The organism is Streptomyces sp. NPDC047079 (genome assembly GCF_040643755.1).
Taxonomy (GTDB): Bacteria; Actinomycetota; Actinomycetes; order Streptomycetales; family Streptomycetaceae; genus Streptomyces.
In genome coordinates, this window is record NZ_JBEYUZ010000008.1 from 193,259 (window position 1) to 210,831 (window position 17,573).

Below are 17,573 nucleotides of genomic sequence, written 5' to 3' on the forward strand. Positions count from 1 at the left end.
CCTCCCGTCAGTCGGCGGCGGTGGCGGGCACGGAGGCGTCGGCCGCCCCTCCGGACCCGCGGTCGGTTCCCCGGCGCTCCGCGACAGTCTTCTCGTGGTCGTCGCCTACGGCGGGATGCTCCCGCTGCTGCTCCCTGAGTTCCGTGATGGCGGCCTCGAAGTCCTCCAGCGAGTCGAACGCCCGATAGACGGACGCGAACCGCAGATAGGCGACGAGGTCGAGCTCCTGCAAGGGGCCGAGTATGGCCAGACCCACGTCGTGGGTCGTCAGCTCGGCGCTCCCGGTGGCCCGCACCGCCTCCTCGACCCGCTGGCCGAGCTGGGCGAGGGCGTCCTCGGTGACCGGCCGCCCCTGGCATGCCTTGCGCACACCATTGATGATCTTGGTGCGGCTGAAGGGCTCGGTGACTCCGGACCGCTTCACCACCATGAGCGAACACGTCTCCACGGTCGTGAAACGACGGGAGCAGTCGGGGCACTGGCGGCGCCTGCGGATGGACGTGCCGTCGTCGGTCGTACGGCTGTCGACGACGCGACTGTCGGGGTGCCTGCAGAAGGGGCAGTGCATGGCTCCAACCCTCCTTTTCAGCACGACTCATTGACCTCGTAGGCCTCACCGGCCCCTCGAAGCAGCCCCAAGCATAGGCGATCGTCCGAGGCTGGGAGACCAGGGGCACCACAACTTCTGGGCCACTGTCGCAATCCAACCACTACATGTAGCGATTGGCTCGCACATGTGATGGCGACACGCCCGCCGCGGGTGGATTGGCACATGCCGCACAGCCATGCCTGATCAGGTGATGCGCGGATACGGTGGACACCGCATGGAGAAGGGGGGGCCGGTACACGGCCGACGGGATGCGGGGTGGCAGACTGGGCACCTGCCGCGGCGCCCACAAGGCCCTCGCCCGGCGGTGAAGGGTACAGCAATGAGCGCTTTCGCCCTCCCCACCGCCGGCGTCGCTCGAGCGGCGGGACCTCCGCGGAGCACTATCGGCCATACACCCGGAGACCCGGTCACGTCAGGTAATTCGCCGTTTTTCACTCGAACGTGTGTTTGGCGCAACCTTTCGAAAGCAACTACCGTTGTCCTGCACGGGAGACCATCGAGAGGGGCCGACGTGACCACCACCGCAGACAGTGCCACCATCACTGCCCAGGACCGCTCCCAGGGCCGACTCGAGCCGGTGCATGCCATGAACGAAGCCACGAACCACGAGGGACCCAAGAGGTCCCTGCCCGGCCGACCTCCAGGCATCCGGGCGGACAGCTCCGGGCTGACCGACCGGCAGCGCCGGGTGATCGAGGTCATCCGGGACTCCGTGCAGCGACGCGGCTACCCACCGTCGATGCGGGAGATCGGTCAGGCCGTGGGGCTTTCCAGCACCTCCTCGGTGGCGCATCAGCTGATGGCTCTGGAGCGCAAGGGCTTCCTGCGCCGCGACCCGCACCGCCCGCGCGCGTACGAGGTGCGCGGCTCGGACCAGTCGTCCGCCGTGCAGCCCACCGACACCGCGGGCAAGCCGGCCGCGTCCTATGTCCCGCTCGTCGGCCGCATCGCCGCCGGTGGTCCCATCCTCGCCGAGGAGTCGGTGGAGGACGTCTTCCCGCTCCCGCGGCAGCTCGTGGGCGACGGTGAGCTCTTCGTCCTGAAGGTCGTCGGCGACTCCATGATCGAGGCCGCGATCTGCGACGGCGACTGGGTCACGGTCCGCCGCCAGCCCGTCGCCGAGAACGGCGACATCGTCGCGGCGATGCTCGACGGCGAGGCCACGGTCAAGCGCTTCAAGCGCGAGGACGGCCATGTCTGGCTGCTCCCCCACAACTCCGCCTACCAGCCCATCCCCGGCGACGAAGCGACGATCCTCGGCAAGGTGGTAGCGGTGCTGCGACGGGTGTGACCCCGTCGCGGCGGGCGGCCCTTCCGCCGCCCCCATGATCCGGGCCCCGGGACCCCTGCGCCGGTTCCGGGGCCCTGTGCTGTCCGGGGCGCCTACGAGTCCCGCCGGTGCACTCTGGGCCTGTCCGCGCCGAGCGGGCCCGAACGGATCGGTTCGTAGGCAACCGGTCAGTCCGCGACCGGGGCCGATACGGGCCAGCCCGCGCTGACCAGGACCCAACGGACCAGCCCGCTGACCGGCCCCACAGCGGTCCGCGCTCAGCGGCTCAGGCTTGGCGGCACGCGCTCAGCGGGCCTCGCAAAGGGCCCGGTCCGCGCGGACCGGGCCCGTCGGGTTACGCGCCCTGCGCCTTTGCCACCGCGTCGATGGCCGCCAGCGACTTGCGCACCTGACTACGGTCCGTCGTGTACCAGAAGTCGGGAAGTGACGCCTTCAGGTAGCTGCCGTAGCGGGCCGTGGCGAGCCGCGGGTCCAGCACGGCGACCACACCGCGGTCCCCGGAGGCCCGTACGAGCCGGCCGGCGCCCTGCGCCATCAGCAGCGCGGCGTGCGTCGCGGCCACGGCCATGAAGCCGTTGCCCCCCTCGTCCTCCACGGCCTTCTGGCGGGCGCTCATCAGCGGGTCGTCGGGGCGGGGGAAGGGGATCTTGTCCATGACGACCAGCTGGCAGCTGGGACCTGGGACGTCGACCCCCTGCCAGAGCGAGAGCGTGCCGAACAGGGACGTCTTCGGGTCGGCCCCGAAGTTCTTGATCAGCTCGCCGAGGGTCTCCTCGCCCTGGAGAAGAATCGGGAACTCGGGGATACGGGTACGCAGCTCCTCGGCAGCGAGCTGCGCGGCCCGCATCGACGAGAAAAGGCCCAGCGTGCGGCCGCCGGCCGCCTGGACCAGTTCCGTCAGCTCGTCCAGCATGTCCGCGCGGTCGCCGTCCCGTGCTGGACGCGACAGATGCTTGGCGACGTACAGGATGCCCTGCTTCGGATAGTCGAAGGGGGAGCCGACGTCGACGCCCTTCCACCGCGGCAGGTCCTCCCCCTCCGTGCCCTCCGGGGCGAGGCCCAGGGACGCCCCCACACCGTTGAAGTCGCCGCCCAGTTTCAGCGTGGCGGAAGCCAGGATCACCGAGCGGTCCGCGAACAGCTTCTCTCTGAGCAGCCCCGACACTTTCATCGGGGCGACCCGCAGGGACGCGCCGAAGCGGTCGTGTCGCTCGTACCAGACGACGTCCCACTCGGAGCCGTTGGTGATCCGCTCCGCCACATCGTGCACGGCCTCCACGGAGGCCAGCGCCTGCTTGCGGACCGCGTCCTCGTCCTGGACCGACTTGTCGCGGGTGGTCCCGAGCGCGGAGATCACCGTACGGGCCGCGTCACGCAACGCCATCAGGGCGTACCCGAGATCCTCCGGGATCTCCTCCAGACGGCCCGGCAGGGCGAGCTCCATCAACCGCTCGAAGCCCTCGGCAGCGGTCTGGAGCTGATCGGCGGCCTTCTCGTTCACGAGCTTGGCGGCGCGGCGCACCGCGCGGTTGACCTGGCCGGGGGTGAGCTCGCCGGTCGCGACGCCCGTCACCCGGGAAACCAGCTCGTGGGCCTCGTCGACGATCAGTACCTCGTGCTGCGGGAGGACCGGCGCGCCCTCGATGGCGTCGATCGCGAGCAGCGCGTGGTTGGTGACGACCACCTCCGCGAGCTTGGCGCGCTCACGGGCGAGCTCGGCGAAGCACTCGGCGCCGTAGGCGCACTTCGAGGCGCCCAGGCATTCCCGGGACGACACCGACACCTGGGCCCACGCGCGGTCGGAGACCCCCGGGGTGAGGTCGTCCCGGTCCCCGCTCTCCGTCTCCTGGGACCAGTCGCGCAGCCGCAGCAGGTCCTGGCCCAGCTTGCTGCTGGGTGCGGCGGCCTCGAACTGATCGAAGAGGCCGTCCTCCTCGTCCTGGGGCATGCCCTCGTGCAGGCGGTGCAGACACACGTAGTTCGACCGGCCCTTGAGCATCGCGAACTCCGGTCGTCGGCGCAGCAGCGGATGCAGTGCCTCCACCGTGCGCGGCAGGTCCCGCTCGACGAGTTGACGCTGTAGCGCCAGGGTGGCGGTGGCCACCACGACGGGCTCCCCGTGCGCGAGCGCGGGCACCAGATAGCCCAGCGACTTGCCGGTACCGGTGCCGGCCTGGACCAGCAGATGGGTGCCGTCTTCGATGGCCTCCGCGACGGCTTGGGCCATGGTCACCTGGCCGGGGCGCTCCGTGCCGCCGACGGCTGTGACGGCTGCGTGCAGGAGTTCGGGGAGTGAGGGCTTCGTCATAGCGTGACCACCCTACGGCTCGGCACTGACATCAGGGAGATCACGGCCGAGGCGCACGAGGCGTTCACGGGTGGTGCGGGGGGTCGGGACGGTCCCGTGGAACACCGGGGACGGGAGCACCGGCCGATCCGGACGAGGTGAGCGGGCGGATTCGGCACAGAGATTCCTCGGCTCGGAACTCACACGGAGCAACCAACGTTACGCAGAGTGATGGCACTACAGCAGATGACGCAGGGTCCGCTCCCGGACCATGAGGGCGGCCCGTTTGCCGGGCAGGTCGACCTCGGCGGAGAGCCGGAAGCCGGCGTTGAGGAAGGCGGCGATGGAGGGGGTGTTGCAAAGGTCGGGTTCGGCGACGACGCGGGCGCAGGTGGGGCGCCGGTCGAGGACGAGATCGGCTACGGCGCGCAGGAGAGTGGAGCCGAGGCCGCGCCCTCGGGCGGAGACCTCGCCGATGAGGAGGTGGATTCCGGTGTCCTGGGGACGGGCGGGATAGTGGCGGGCCAGGGGGTCGAGGTCGGCGCGGTAGATCTCCCAGTAGCTCATCGGGGTGCCGTCCAGCACGCCCAGGCAGGGGACGCTGCGTCCGTCGCCGTCGAGTTGGGGGCGCAGGTGCCGCTCGGTCACCACCTCGTCTCCCGCCAGGTCCCAGAACAGGGCGACGGTCGGGTCGTTCATCCAGCGGGCGAGGAGGGCGAGATCGTGGCCCAGGCGGACGGGGACGAGATGGAAGACGCCTGCGGGGGTGGTGGTCGGGCCCCAGTCGGCAAGGTGACCGAGGAGGCCGTCGTCCCGCGCGAGGGCGGAAGGCGCGGTGGGTGCGGCGGGCGGGGTGGTGGGTGTGGCGGCCGCTCCGGCCGGGGGCCTGACCAGTGAGGGGCCGGCCGTCCCGTTGCGCCTTGCCTCCTCCTGTGCGCACAGCGCCAGGAATCCGTCGGGCAGCCGAAGATCAAGGGTGTCCTCGCTGTCGGGTTCCGAGCCGGTGGCCGGATCCGGGACGGAGGCGGCTTCGGCACGGGACAGGGGGCCCGCGCCGGTGTGGGGCCCTCTTGGCGCGGAGGCGGTGCCGGCGTCGGTGCTGGCATCGGTGGCAGACACGACGACGCTCCTCTCAGAAGACGGGATGGGGCATGTTCCTCAGGAATGAAGGGGGTTGGCGATGGTGACATAGACGGACTGGGTGTCCACCGGGCCGACGAGTTCGTCGAGGCCGTGCAGCCGGGTCAGCAGGTTGGCCTTGCAGCGCAGGACGGGTGAGTCGAGCAGGCGGGCGGGCAGGGAGGTGCGCAGCCGGCCGGGGCCGGTGGCCGCCGCGGCGAGGAAGCGGCGGAACGCGGCGAGCAACAGGGTCTCGTCGACGAGGCGTTGCGAGCCGAACGCACCGATGAGGCCGAGCACGTTGTTGATGCCGAGGTAGTAGGCGAAGCGTTCGTCGCCGACCTCGTCGGAGACGAAGGTGTCGCTGTGCTCGCCGATGCCGGGCAGCCGGGAGTCGAGTTCGGCGCGGCGGGACTCGCGGAAGTAGTAGCCCTGGTTGTCCCGGTACCGACCGCCCACGGGCCAGCCCTCGGTATCCAGCAGGAGCACAGTGTTCTGCTGGTGCGCTTCGAGAGCGACGCCGGCCTCGCTGTCCAGCCAGAGGACCGGGCGCACCACTTGCGCGAGGTAGCGCAGGAACCACTCGGTGGCGACGGCGCCGAGCGATCGTCCGGTACGCCCGGCGAGGCGCGTGATGATCTCCGCGAGCCGGGAGGCCGGCACCGGGCGCTGCTCTCCGGCGATTCGGGCATCGCACGTGGGGGCGGCGAGTCCGGCGATGCAGGACGCGTTGTCCGCCGGGGTGAACGGATTGTGGCGGATCATCACGTCCAGTCCGCTCACGGGGTTGCCGTCCGCGTCGTCGACGGCGAGCCAGGCGGGGTCGCGGACGATGTCGAAGCCGGGGTGGGCCGACTGCCACTGCCTGCCGAGACCGCTGCGGAGCAGACGGTGTACCTCGACGCCTCGGTGCAGTTCCTTGCGGAGGTTCTCGCGGCGGGAGTTGGTGATCCGCAGGCCCAGCGACAGCTTGAGCATCGCGGGGGCGCCCGAGCGATACACGGTACGGACGGAGGAGGTGGGGTGCCAGGGGGCACCGTGTGGGCCCAGATCCCGGAGCAGTCCGGAGTCCAGTAGGGCTCTGGCCTCCGGGCGGTGCCGGATCTCACGCGCCTGCCAGGGGTGCAGCGGTAGTGCGGCGAAGCCGTCGGCCAGGGGCAGGGCCGGTCCGGCGAGGCGTTCGGTCAGCCGGGCCGCGGGGACGGGCCGGCCGCGTTCCGTCCAGGCCGAGTCGGTGGCGAGCAGGGAGGGTGCGACCGCGAGCCAGTGCAGTGGGAAGGCAGCGCGCAGTTCGGGCGAGTAGAGCCGGGTCTCGGTGTCGGAAAGGCCCTCGCGGCTCTTGGCCGTGGGGTGCAGGGGGTGCCCGAGCAGCAGCGCCTGTTCGGCGGAGAGGAAGACGTCGGCCGTGCCGGCCGGGTGTTCACGGCGGTCCGCGACGAAGGTCGCGGTGCGGTGCGCGGACTCGGCGACGCGGCGCACCAGGTCGGCGACGTGGCTGGGCACGGGGCCCTGCGTGTGCTCCGTATCGACGGCTCGTGGGGACCCCGGCGCTTGAGGGGGTTCGGCGGAGTTGGCGGTTCCGGCCGTCTCCCTGGCCAGCAGTGCCGCCACGGTCACCGCGTCCGCGGGTGGGGCCCACCCGGGTGCGTCGGCCAGGCGCGGTGGGTCGAAGCGGTGCCAGCCTGTCGGGGACCAGTAGCGGACCGGGACGAGGAGTGCCGTACCGCTGGTGGGGAGCGGGATGCGCAGGACGGCATCGGCGGGAGCGGCGAGGTCTCTTTCGCGTACCCAGCAGCGCAGCAGGTTCTCGACGGTCGCAGCCTGGGCCGCCGTGTGCGGGTCGGGATGCTCCAGCGGGTCGGCGGTGACCACCCGCGGCTTCCCGGCCCTCGGAGCCGGACGGTCGGCGACCGGGGGTGAAGCGTCGGCCTCCGGAAGCGCTGCCTTCTGTCGGGGGATGCTGTCGGGCCCCGGTACGGACGCGTCGGTCTCGGTGCGGCCGGTCTCCGGCTCAGAAGGCGGCGGGCCGCCGTCAGAAGTGGGCGCGACGTTCAAGGGTGTTCCTCAGTCATCTATGAGCCCGTGCGGCGACCGGCCGCGGGGCGGGGGGCATGGGCATGGAGTCGTAGCCGCTGTGGTGCCGGTCCCGGGGGGGGCGGCGCGCGCTCAGGGGCGAACGGCGCGTACCGGCCCGCGGGCCACCGCCGCCACCGCGTCCGCGAGCCGGTCCAGGACCGCGGTCGTCTGCTCGTCGCTGATGGTCAGCGGTGGGAGCAGCCTGACCACGCTCGCGTGCCGCCCGCCCAGCTCGACGATCAGGCCACGCCGCAGGCACTCCCGCTGGATGGCGGCGGCCAGCAGGGGGGCGGCGGACCGGGGCCCGGCATCCGCGGAACCGGCGCCCGCTGGACGGGCGCTGAGGGAAGGGGCGCCGGGAGTGTCGGGCAGTGCCGTTTCGGGTGCGGATTCGGGGTCGACCAGCTCGACGCCGATCATCAGCCCCCGGCCGCGTACGTCTCCGATGCAGGGGAACTCGGCTGCCAGGGCGCGCAGTTGGGCGAGCATGCGGGTGCCGAGCGAGGCGGCGCGTTCGGCGAGGCGGTTCTCCCGGACGTAGGCGAGGGTCGCCGTGCCGGCGGCCATGGCGAGCTGGTTGCCGCGGAAGGTGCCGGCGTGCGCCCCGGGTTGCCACACATCGAGGTCGTCGCGGTAGACGACGACGGCGAGCGGCAGGCTGCCGCCGATCGCCTTGGAAAGAACCATCACATCGGGGATCACCCCGCTGTGCTCGACCGCCCAGAACCGCCCCGTGCGCCCCACGCCCGTCTGCACCTCGTCCGCGATCAACGGGATCGACCGGGCCTCGGTGATCTGCCGCATACGGCGCATCCAGGCGTCCGGCGCGGGATTCACCCCGCCCTCGCCCTGGATGGGTTCGAGGATCATCCCGGCGGGCAGCGGCACGCCCGACTTGGCGTCGTCGAGGACGGACTCGGTCCAGCGGGCCCCGAGTTCGGCGCCGCGTTCGCCGCCGACACCGAACGGGCAGCGGTAGTCGTGCGGATACGGCAGGCGCGTCACCCGTACGTCGGTCGCGCCTCCGGACGCCTCCAGCGCTCCCGCGGTCATGCCGTGGTACGCCCCGGTGAAGGCGAGGATCCCCCTGCGCCCGGTCGCGATGCGCACCAGTCTGAGCGCGGCCTCCACGGCGTCCGTCCCGGCCGGACCGCAGAACTGCACGCGCGCGTGGTCGGCGAAGGCGGGCGGCAGCGTGCGGAACAGCTCGGTGGTGAAGGCGTCCTTGACGGGTGTGGCCAGATCCAGCACGTGCAGCGGCGCCCCGGAGTCGAGGACTTTGCGGATCGCCTCCAGGACGACGGGGTGGTTGTGCCCGAGGGCCAGGGTGCCCGCGCCCGAGAGACAGTCGAGGTAGCGGCGCCCGTCGGCGCCCTCGATGGTGAGCCCTCGTGCGCGCACGGGCACGATCGGGAGAGCGCGCGCGTAGGTGCGCGCCCCGGACTCACGCGCCGACTGCCGGCGCAGAATGCCCTCGTGAGCCGAGCGCGCTCCCAGGGGGCCGGGAGCCCCTGCACACTCCGGGTGCCGGCCCTCCGCTCCCGTGCTCCCCTCCGAGTCGCCCTCCACGGGCTCCACCGCAGTCTCCATCACGGTCACGACGTCAGTTCCTCCACTGTTCAGAGGGGACGGGGCGAGGGTGCGGCGCGGACGGCAGGTCGCCCCGTACGTATCAACGACGTGAACGGGCCCTGGAAGCGGGTGGTCGGAAGATCCTTACCTGTACTCCCCGACGCGGACGCCGAGGCGCCCGCCCGGGGCAGATGTCAGGCCGTACCCCCGGGAGGGCTCTGCCGGACGGACGGCTCCCCCGCGGGCCCGCTCGTCCCGGGGGCGCGGTCCTCGGGACCCAGCGAGCGCCCCTCCCATGCGAGCACTCGCCAGGTTCCGCCCGGAGCGCCCGAGAGTATGACGACACCGGTGTTTTGCAGTTGGTGAGCGGACGCGAAGCCGACGTCTATGTTTTCCGCCCGGGCCGCAGTCCACATACGGATCACGGCGCCGTGGCTGACCATGGCAACCGTCCCCGCTCCCGTGCCGGCGGCTTCCGCGACGACGGCGTCGAAACGCCCCAGTGCTTCGGTTCCGTCCTCACCGCCTGGCATCCGGCGTCGAAGATCGCCTGCCGACCAGGCGAAAGCGGTGGTGAGGTACGTGTCGACGGCCTGATCGTCGCCTCGCATCTCCAGGTCACCCGCGGAGAGCTCCCGAAGCCCACGGCGTACATGGACCTCCAACCCGGTCGCTGCGGCCAGCGGCGCAGCGGTGAGCTGGCTACGCACCAGGGTTGACGCGTAGAGCGCGTCGATGTTCTCCGCGGCCAGCGCCGTCGGCAGAGCGGCGGCCTGCTGCTCCCCCAGCGGAGTCAGCCCGGGCCCTGGCTCGGCGGTGTCCAGGAGGTGCTTGAGGTTGGAGGGAGTCTGGCCATGACGGATGAGCAGCAGGCGCATGTAGGAGACCGTCCCCGAGGATGTCGGCTGAGAGGTCTCACTCTGCCACCCGGCCGAACGCTTCACCCGGGCGGGTCGCGGCCCTGTTCCGCCGCGATGCCCCGCGGCACCCGCTCCCGGCAGAGTCGAGCCTCTCCTGGGGGTGCGGACGCCGCCGATGCGCGAAGCGGTGAACGCCCGTTGGTCGCGCACACCCGCCGGGCAGGCACGGACGGACCACCCGCCGAGCGGTCGCGACGCAGGACGACGTTCCGGCGTCCTTCTCGTCCTTCTCCTGATGCGCAGGGCCGCGGGTGCCGCACACGCCCACTGGGCGCTGCGCCCGGCCCTGGACTACGCCATCGGGATGATGGCCAGGTCAGAGGGCTGTGGCCGAACCGTTGCCGTTCCATGGGAAGGCCTCCACAGCGAGCACATAGTGTGGGGGCCGTTCAAAACCGGCTTGCCGCAGGGGGAGTTCAGACCATGGGACGCATACGCCCGCTCTTCGCCGTCCGCCGGGAAAGGAGTGTGCGTGGCACAACCTCGCCGGTGCTGGCGGCGGTCGGCCTCGCCACGGCCCTGGCGCTCACCGCAACCGCGTGCGACTCGGGCGACACGTCCAGGGCGAGCGGCGGGGCGGGTGCGTCCGCGTCCTCCGTGGACGGCGGCGACGGAAAGATAAAGATCCCGGACGACATCAAGCAGAAGCTCAAGGAGCACGGGATCGACATCGACAAGTGGAAGAACGGCGCCTGGAAGAACTGGGACAAGGACGACTGGCTGCGCGAGGCCGACGACTTCATCAACCCGATGATCAAGGGCCTGTGGAACCCGGACCGGATGCGCAAGGCCGATGACCCAGGCAAGGTCGTCGACGGCAACGACCTCTCCGGCGACCAGGGCGTCACCGACCCGACCCCCGCGCCGGTGAGGGCGCAGGCCGTGCCGACCGCGTACCACGACCATGCGCCCACGGCCGGCAAGGTGTTCTTCGACTCCCCCAAAGGCACGATGGTCTGCTCGGCGACCGTGGTGAAGGACCCGGCACACCCCGGCAGGTCCAACCTCGTGTGGACGGCGGGCCACTGTGTGCACGCCGGTAAGAAGGGCGGCTGGTACCGCAACATCGCGTTCGTGCCGGCGTACAACAACTCCGGGCGGACGGCGGCCGAGCTGAGGGAGACCCCGCGGCAGGAGGTCGCCCCGTACGGCGTCTGGTGGGGTGACTGGGCGCAGACCTCGGACCAGTGGATCGAGCAGGGCGACGAGACCGGCGGACAGGGCGCCTCCTACGACTTCGCCGTCATCCATGTGACGCCGGAGAAGGGCAGCGGCGGCAAGTCGCTGGAGGAGACGGTCGGTTCGGCGCTCCCGGTGAACTTCGACGCGCCGGCCATGCCGAAGGTGGACAGCATCACGGCGAGCGGCTACCCGGCCGCGGCGCCGTACGACGGCCAGAGGCTCTACCAGTGCCAGGACAAGCCGGGCCGGCTCTCGCTCCAGCGGACGGATCCGACGATGTACCGCATCGGCTGCACCATGACGGGCGGTGCGTCCGGCGGTGGCTGGGTAGAGACGGACGGGAACGGGAACGCCGCGCTGGTCTCCAACACCTCGATCGGTCCGGTGACCGCGGGCTGGCTGGCCGGACCACGGCTGGGCAAAGTGGCAGAGGGCGTGTACGGCTCGGTCAGCGGGAAGTTCGCGGATCAGTGACGAACGTTATGAGTCGCAACAGCGTAACGACTCACGCCCGGGCGTGAACGGACGGACGGCACCAGGGAGGGAGCAGGGCCTGCACTACGGCTGACGACCGGCCGTAGCGGCAGGGCGCACGAAGGCCCGCTCCCCGAGGGGAGCGGGCCTCATGGCTGTGTGGGGCAGAGGTCAGAGCGCGGAGGCCGGAACGTACGGCGCCAGCTCCGCCGCCAGTTCCTCGTGCACCCGCAGCTTGAGAAGGGTGCCCTCCGGGGTGTGCTCCTCGGAGATCACCTCGCCCTCGGAGTGGGCGCGCGCCACCAGGCGGCCCCGCGTGTAGGGCACGAGCGCCTCGATCTCGACCGCCGGCCTGGGCAGCTCGACGTCGATGAGCGCGCGCAGCTCCTCGATACCGCGGCCGGTACGCGCCGAGACCGCGATGGCACGCTTCTCGACCCGCAGCAGCCGCTGGAGCACCAGGGGGTCGGCCGCGTCCGCCTTGTTGATCACCACGATCTCGGGTACGTCCGTGGCGCCGACCTCCCTGACCACCTCACGCACGGTGGTCAGCTGCTCCTCCGGGTCCGGGTGCGAGCCGTCCACCACGTGCAGGATGAGATCGGAGTCGCCGACCTCCTCCATGGTGGAGCGGAACGCCTCGACCAGGTCGTGCGGCAGGTGCCGGACGAAGCCGACCGTGTCGGACAGGGTGTACAGCCGGCCGCTCGGGGTCTCGGCCCGGCGCACGGTCGGGTCCAGGGTCGCGAACAGCGCGTTCTCGACCAGGACGCCCGCGCCCGTGAGGCGGTTGAGCAGCGAGGACTTTCCGGCGTTGGTGTAACCCGCGATGGCGACCGAGGGCACCTTGTGGCGCCTGCGCTCCTGGCGCTTGATCTCGCGGCCGGTCTTCATGTCCGCGATCTCCCGGCGCATCTTCGCCATCTTCTCGCGGATCCGCCGCCGGTCCGTCTCGATCTTGGTCTCACCGGGACCACGGGTCGCCAGACCGCCGCTGCCGCCGCCCATCTGCCGGGACAGCGACTGACCCCAGCCGCGCAGCCTCGGCAGCATGTACTGCATCTGGGCGAGGGCGACCTGCGCCTTGCCCTCTCGGGACTTGGCGTGCTGGGCGAAGATGTCCAGGATCAGGGCCGTACGGTCGATGACCTTGACCTTGACGACGTCCTCGAGGTGGATCAGCTGGCCGGGGCTCAGCTCGCCGTCGCAGATGACGGTGTCCGCGCCCGTCTCGAGGACGACGTCCCGCAGCTCCTCGGCCTTGCCGGAGCCGATGTAGGTGGCCGGGTCGGGCTTGTCACGGCGCTGGATGACGCCGTCGAGCACGAGTGCCCCCGCGGTCTCCGCGAGGGCGGCGAGCTCGGCGAGCGAGTTCTCCGCGTCCTGCGCGGTCCCCGAGGTCCACACCCCGACGAGTACGACGCGCTCCAGGCGCAGCTGGCGGTACTCGACCTCGGTGACGTCCTCGAGCTCGGTGGACAGGCCTGCGACGCGTCGCAGGGCCGCGCGGTCGAAGCGGTCGAACTGATCGCCGTCCCGCTCTCCGTCGATCTCGTGGCTCCAGGCGACGTCCTCTTCCATCAGGGCATCGGCCCGAAGACCCTCGGGGTAGGCGTGCGCAAAGCGCTTGGTGTCCTGGGAAGGGGAAGAAGAGGAGGTCATTTGGTCCTTACGTCGTTGGGGGATTTCCGTCTGCGGCGACGGCAGGGGCCGCTTCGGCCACACCACTCGTCACAGGTCACAACGCTCGGGCCGCCCGGGAGATTCCCGTGGCCCGGGCTGGGCCTCGCCGCCGACCTGATGATGGTCGCACGGCACGGCCCGTCTCGTCATCCGAGTTCTCGTCCGTGGCCGGTGCTCAGGCTCGGTCGCTGTGCCAGTCCGGATGGCCCGGCATCGGGGGGGTCTTCTCGCCGTACAGCCAGCCCCGGAAGAAGGCGCTCAGATCCCGCCCCGCCTCGTCGGCCGCCAGCTTCTCGAAGTCGGCCGTGGTCGACGTGCCGTCCCGGTGCAGCGAGGCCCAGGCACGCTCCAGCCGCTCGAAGGCGGGCTGCCCGATCTCCTGGCGCAGCGCGTACAGCACGAGCGCGGCGCCGTCGTAGACGTTCGGCCGGAAGATGCTGATCTTCTGGCCCTGGCGCGGCGGCTCTGGGGCGGCGGGCGGGCCGCCTACGGCGCGCCAGCGGTCGGAGAGGCCGTACGCCGCCTTCATGCGCTCCTGAAGCGGGCGGTGCGCGGTCTCCTCCGCGTACAGGGCCTCGTACCAGGTCGCGTGCCCCTCGTTGAGCCACACGTCGGACCAGGTGCGCGGGCTGACGCTGTCCCCGAACCACTGGTGGGACAGCTCATGGACCATGATCGACTCGATGTACCACGGGGGGAATGCGCCGCCGAACACGCCTTTCTCGAAGAGGGAGAGCGTCTGCGTCTCGAGTTCGAAGCCGGTCTGCGCCTGCGCGATCAGCAGCCCGTAGGTCTCGAAGGGATACGGGCCGACCTTCTTCTCCATCCAGGCGATCTGGCCGGGGGTCCTCTCCAGCCACGGTTCGAGCTCCGCCGCGTCCTTGGCGGGGACGACGTCGCGGACGGGCAGTCCATGCGGACCCGGGCGGTGCAGCACGAGGGAGCGGCCGATGGAGACCTGGGTGAGTTCGGTGGCCATGGGGTGCAGGGTGCGGTAGCTCCAGGTCGTGGCGCCGCCGGTGTGCCGGGTGCCCGCCGGCAGTCCGTTCGCCACGGCGGTGTAGCCGTCCGGCGCCGTCACATGGAAGGTGAAGAGCGCCTTGTCGGAAGGGTGGTCGTTGCAGGGGAATACATGGTGGGCGGCGTCGGCCTGGTTGGCCATCACCAGCCCGTCGTCGGTCCGCACCCAGCCGCCCTCCCTGCCCTTCCGGGACACCGGGTCACTGGTGTGCCGGACGGTGACGGTCAGCACGCCGCCCTTGGGGAGCGGGGCTACCGGCTTGATCACCAAGTCCTCCCCCGCGCCGGTGAAGTCCGCGGGCGCGCCGTTGACGTCGATGGATGCGACCGTGCCGTGCGCAAAGTCGAGGTTGACGCTCTCCAGGCGCTGGGTGGCGCGCGCACGGATCCTGGTGACGGCGGCGAGCGGCTCGCTGTTGCTGCCGGGATAGGTGAAGGAGAGGTCGTACGACAGGACGTCGTAGCCGGGATTGCCGAGCGTCGGGTAGAGCGGGTCGCCGATGCCCCGCGGCTGGGCGGGCGAGGGGGCGCTCGCGGCGATCAGACAGCCGGAGACGACGCAGGCGAGCAGGGCCGCCCGGGCACGCCGGGCACGGGGCATCGCGGAACGGAGGGTGTGCGGCATGGACCACGGCTACCAGCGCGCGTGCATCGCGCGGTGACGGCGCGCGCCGGGGCCCACCCGAACGGGTCCAACTCCGGCCCCCCGCACCCCGCCGCCGCCCTCCGAGAGGGCCGTGCCGCTGCTAGTGCTGCGAACGGAAAGGTTCGGCAAACCTTTCCGGCCACAGCACTAGCGGGCGGCCGCCGCGGCGTGCTGGGCCCGGCTGACGTCGTACACCCCGGGCACGTTCCGCATCGCGCGCATGAGGGCCGGCAGGTGTGCCGCGTCCGGGAGTTGCAGCGTGTACGTGTGGCGCACGCGCTGCTGGCTGGGCGGCTCGACGGTGGCGGAGACGATCGCCACACCCTCCACGGCGATGGCCTCGGTGAGGTCCGCGAGGAGGTGGGGGCGGCCGAAGGACTCGACGACGAGGGTGACCCGGCAGTCGGTGGTGTCACCCCAGCGCACGCCGATCTCCGCACGCCCGGCGCTCTTCATGCGCGCCACTCCGGCGCATTCCACGCGGTGCACGGTCACCGCGCCGCCGCGTACGGCGAAGCCGGTGACCTCGTCGGGCGGCACGGGTGTACAGCAGCCGGCGAGGCGTACGGAGGCGCCGGGCAGGTCGACGACCGCGTTGGCGACGCGCGCATGGGCGGCGCGTGCGCCGGGCGCGTCGTCCGCTGAGGGGCGTGCGGGATCCGCGGGCGGGCGTGCGGCGGTGTCGGGTGCGGCTGTTCGCGCGCCGGCGCTGTCCTGTGTGGCCTCGGCGTCGTGCCGCGCGGCGCCCGATGCGGACGCGCCGCCGGACGGGTCCCCCGGCGTGGGATGCGCCGCCAGCCGACGTTGGATGGCGATCCGCGCGGCAGGCGTGCGCGCGTGTTCCAGCCACTCCCTGGAAGGCTCGGAGGCCGGGTCCTGGCCCATGAGGAGCTGCACGGTGTCGCCGTCCTTGAGGACGGTGCTCAGCGTCGCGAGCCGCCCGTTGACCCGGGCACCGATGCAGGCGTGCGCGTCCTCCCCGTACTGCGCATAGGCGGCGTCCACACAACTCGCGCCCTCCGGGAGGCCCAGTGCGCCCCCGTCGGGGCGGAAGACGGTGATCTCCCGATCCTGGGCGAGGTCCTCGCGCAGCGTGGACCAGAAGGTGTCGGTGTCCGGGGCGGCCTTCTGCCACGTCAGGAGCCGCGAGAGCCAGCCGGGGCGGGTGGGGTCGGCGCGCTCGCCGTCGGAGGGGTCGTCGGATGCGGGAGCGTAGGGATTGCCGAGCGCGATCACGCCCGCCTCGGCGACCTTGTGCATCTGGTGGGTGCGGATGAGGACTTCGGCGATCTCGCCGTCCTCACGCGCGATCGCGGTGTGCAGCGACTGGTACAGATTGAACTTGGGGACGGCGATGAAGTCCTTGAACTCCGAGACCACAGGGGTCATGCAGGTGTGCAGCTCGCCGAGGACCCCGTAGCAGTCGGCGTCCTCGTTCACCAGGACCAGGAGCCTGCCGAAGTCGGCGCCACGCAGCCGGCCTCTCTTGCGGGAGATGCGGTGCACGGAGACGAAGTGCCGTGGTCTGATGAGGACTTCGGCCTGGATGTCCGCCTCGCGCAGGACCGTGCGCACCTGTTCGGCCATGTCGGCGAGCGGGTCGTCCCCGTGCGCCGCGTTCTCGACGATCAGCTCCCTGGTGTGCTCGTACTCCTCGGGGTGCAGGATCGCGAAGACGAGGTCCTCCAGTTCCGTCTTGAGTGCCTGGACGCCGAGGCGTTCGGCGAGGGGGATGAGCACGTCCCGGGTGACCTTGGCGATGCGCACCTGTTTTTCCGGGCGCATCACGCCTAGGGTGCGCATGTTGTGCAGGCGGTCGGCGAGTTTGATCGACATCACGCGGACGTCGTTGCCGGTGGCGACGAGCATCTTGCGGAAGGTCTCGGGCTCGGCGGCCGCGCCGTAGTCGACCTTCTCCAGCTTGGTGACGCCGTCGACGAGGTAGCGCACCTCTTCCCCGAACTGCTCGCGTACTTGCTCGAGGGTCACATCCGTGTCCTCGACGGTGTCGTGGAGCAGGGAGGCGGTCAAGGTGGTGGTCTCGGCCCCGAGTTCAGCGAGGATCAGGGTCACGGCGAGGGGGTGCGTGATGTACGGCTCGCCGCTCTTGCGCATCTGGCCGCGATGCGAGGACTCGGCCAACAGATAGGCGCGGCGCAGGGGTTCGAGGTCGGCGTCGGGGTGGTGGGCGCGGTGCGCCTCGGCGACGTGGCCGATGGCGTCCGGCAGCCGGTCGCGGGCGGAGGGGCCGAGCAGGGCGGCCCACCCCAGGCGGCGCAGGTCGATCCGGGGGCGGCTCTTCCTGCGGGGCGCCTCCGGCGTGGCGGGGACGGGGGTGGCAGGGTTCGTGGCCTCCGCACTCATGGGACACCTCCGGCTCGTGGACCGGCGGACGGAGTGCCCTTGCCATACGCGCGCAGGGTATGGCGAGGGTCCCCCGGTCCGGACCGGTGCTTGATGCTATCGAGCCCATCACGCCCGCCCGACCGGCTCTCGCCGAGCGTGAAACGGATCACCCATTCGAGCGACGATCCGGATGTTTGCGACTTTCAGCCATGGGTCATGGCCCTCACCGTCGATTCGAACACACCCGACCGCCCAGGGCTGCGGATCGGAACGGCCCGCAGGTTCCGGGCTGCGATCCGGAGCCGCGCGGCGGTGCGACCGAGGGCACTTTCCGGCCAGGCGGCAGT

Annotated in this window: 11 protein-coding genes; 2 read left to right on the forward strand and 9 right to left on the reverse strand. The window is 71.4% G+C overall.

Features of this window, described 5'->3' with window-relative positions; translation table 11 throughout:
• Positions 1–7 precede the first annotated feature (7 nt).
• Positions 8–568 carry a transcriptional regulator NrdR gene (gene nrdR / locus ABZ823_RS14165; RefSeq protein ID WP_361658592.1) on the reverse strand — a complete coding sequence of 187 codons (561 nt, stop codon included), beginning with the start codon at positions 566–568 and terminating at the stop codon, positions 8–10.
• A 553-nt stretch (positions 569–1,121) separates the two neighbouring features.
• On the opposite strand from nrdR, the gene lexA reads away from it, so the two are divergent.
• Complete coding sequence (gene lexA / locus ABZ823_RS14170; RefSeq protein ID WP_361658595.1) at positions 1,122–1,901, forward strand: transcriptional repressor LexA; 780 nt, start codon at positions 1,122–1,124, stop codon at positions 1,899–1,901.
• Positions 1,902–2,235: 334 nt separating this feature from the next.
• Here the strand turns inward: lexA and ABZ823_RS14175 are convergent, their stop codons facing one another.
• From ABZ823_RS14175 to ABZ823_RS14195, 5 genes are all read right to left on the reverse strand, one after another.
• Positions 2,236–4,209 carry an ATP-dependent DNA helicase gene (locus tag ABZ823_RS14175; RefSeq protein WP_361658598.1) on the reverse strand — a complete coding sequence of 658 codons (1,974 nt, stop codon included), beginning with the start codon at positions 4,207–4,209 and terminating at the stop codon, positions 2,236–2,238.
• 216 nt (positions 4,210–4,425) lie between these two features.
• Positions 4,426–5,232, reverse strand: a complete 807-nt coding sequence (locus tag ABZ823_RS14180) for a GNAT family N-acetyltransferase (protein ID WP_361658740.1) — start codon at positions 5,230–5,232, stop codon at positions 4,426–4,428.
• 114 nt (positions 5,233–5,346) lie between these two features.
• Complete coding sequence (locus ABZ823_RS14185; protein WP_361658743.1) at positions 5,347–7,179, reverse strand: IucA/IucC family protein; 1,833 nt, start codon at positions 7,177–7,179, stop codon at positions 5,347–5,349.
• Positions 7,180–7,473: 294 nt separating this feature from the next.
• Positions 7,474–8,973: a diaminobutyrate--2-oxoglutarate transaminase family protein gene (locus ABZ823_RS14190; protein WP_361658746.1), complete on the reverse strand. Its 1,500-nt coding sequence runs from the start codon at positions 8,971–8,973 to the stop codon at positions 7,474–7,476.
• Positions 8,974–9,149: 176 nt separating this feature from the next.
• The gene (locus tag ABZ823_RS14195; RefSeq protein WP_361658601.1) at positions 9,150–9,833 is read right to left on the reverse strand and encodes a histidine phosphatase family protein; all 684 of its coding nucleotides are present in this window, start codon (positions 9,831–9,833) and stop codon (positions 9,150–9,152) included.
• A 465-nt stretch (positions 9,834–10,298) separates the two neighbouring features.
• Between ABZ823_RS14195 and ABZ823_RS14200 the strand changes: the two genes are divergently transcribed.
• Positions 10,299–11,531, forward strand: a complete 1,233-nt coding sequence (locus ABZ823_RS14200; RefSeq protein WP_361658604.1) for a hypothetical protein — start codon at positions 10,299–10,301, stop codon at positions 11,529–11,531.
• A 171-nt stretch (positions 11,532–11,702) separates the two neighbouring features.
• Here the strand turns inward: ABZ823_RS14200 and hflX are convergent, their stop codons facing one another.
• From hflX to ABZ823_RS14215, 3 genes are all read right to left on the reverse strand, one after another.
• Complete coding sequence (gene hflX / locus ABZ823_RS14205) at positions 11,703–13,193, reverse strand: GTPase HflX (protein ID WP_361658606.1); 1,491 nt, start codon at positions 13,191–13,193, stop codon at positions 11,703–11,705.
• 196 nt (positions 13,194–13,389) lie between these two features.
• On the reverse strand, positions 13,390–14,859 hold the full coding sequence (locus ABZ823_RS14210) for a M1 family metallopeptidase (protein ID WP_361658608.1): 1,470 nt from the start codon (positions 14,857–14,859) through the stop codon (positions 13,390–13,392).
• Between the two features lie 168 nt (positions 14,860–15,027).
• Positions 15,028–17,244, reverse strand: a complete 2,217-nt coding sequence (locus ABZ823_RS14215; protein ID WP_361658611.1) for an HD domain-containing protein — start codon at positions 17,242–17,244, stop codon at positions 15,028–15,030.
• Between the last annotated feature and the right edge of the window lie 329 nt (positions 17,245–17,573).

Excerpts from the sequence above, each read along its gene's own strand:
- ABZ823_RS14195 (WP_361658601.1), bottom strand. The coding sequence starts at position 9,833 with ATGCGCCTGCTGCTCATCCGTCATGGCCAGACTCCCTCCAACCTCAAG.
- ABZ823_RS14210 (WP_361658608.1), bottom strand. The coding sequence starts at position 14,859 with ATGCCGCACACCCTCCGTTCCGCGATGCCCCGTGCCCGGCGTGCCCGG.
- ABZ823_RS14175 (WP_361658598.1), bottom strand. The coding sequence starts at position 4,209 with ATGACGAAGCCCTCACTCCCCGAACTCCTGCACGCAGCCGTCACAGCC.
- ABZ823_RS14215 (WP_361658611.1), bottom strand. The coding sequence starts at position 17,244 with ATGAGTGCGGAGGCCACGAACCCTGCCACCCCCGTCCCCGCCACGCCG.
- ABZ823_RS14200 (WP_361658604.1), top strand. The coding sequence starts at position 10,299 with ATGGGACGCATACGCCCGCTCTTCGCCGTCCGCCGGGAAAGGAGTGTG.
- nrdR (WP_361658592.1), bottom strand. The coding sequence starts at position 568 with ATGCACTGCCCCTTCTGCAGGCACCCCGACAGTCGCGTCGTCGACAGC.
- hflX (WP_361658606.1), bottom strand. The coding sequence starts at position 13,193 with ATGACCTCCTCTTCTTCCCCTTCCCAGGACACCAAGCGCTTTGCGCAC.
- ABZ823_RS14190 (WP_361658746.1), bottom strand. The coding sequence starts at position 8,973 with ATGGAGACTGCGGTGGAGCCCGTGGAGGGCGACTCGGAGGGGAGCACG.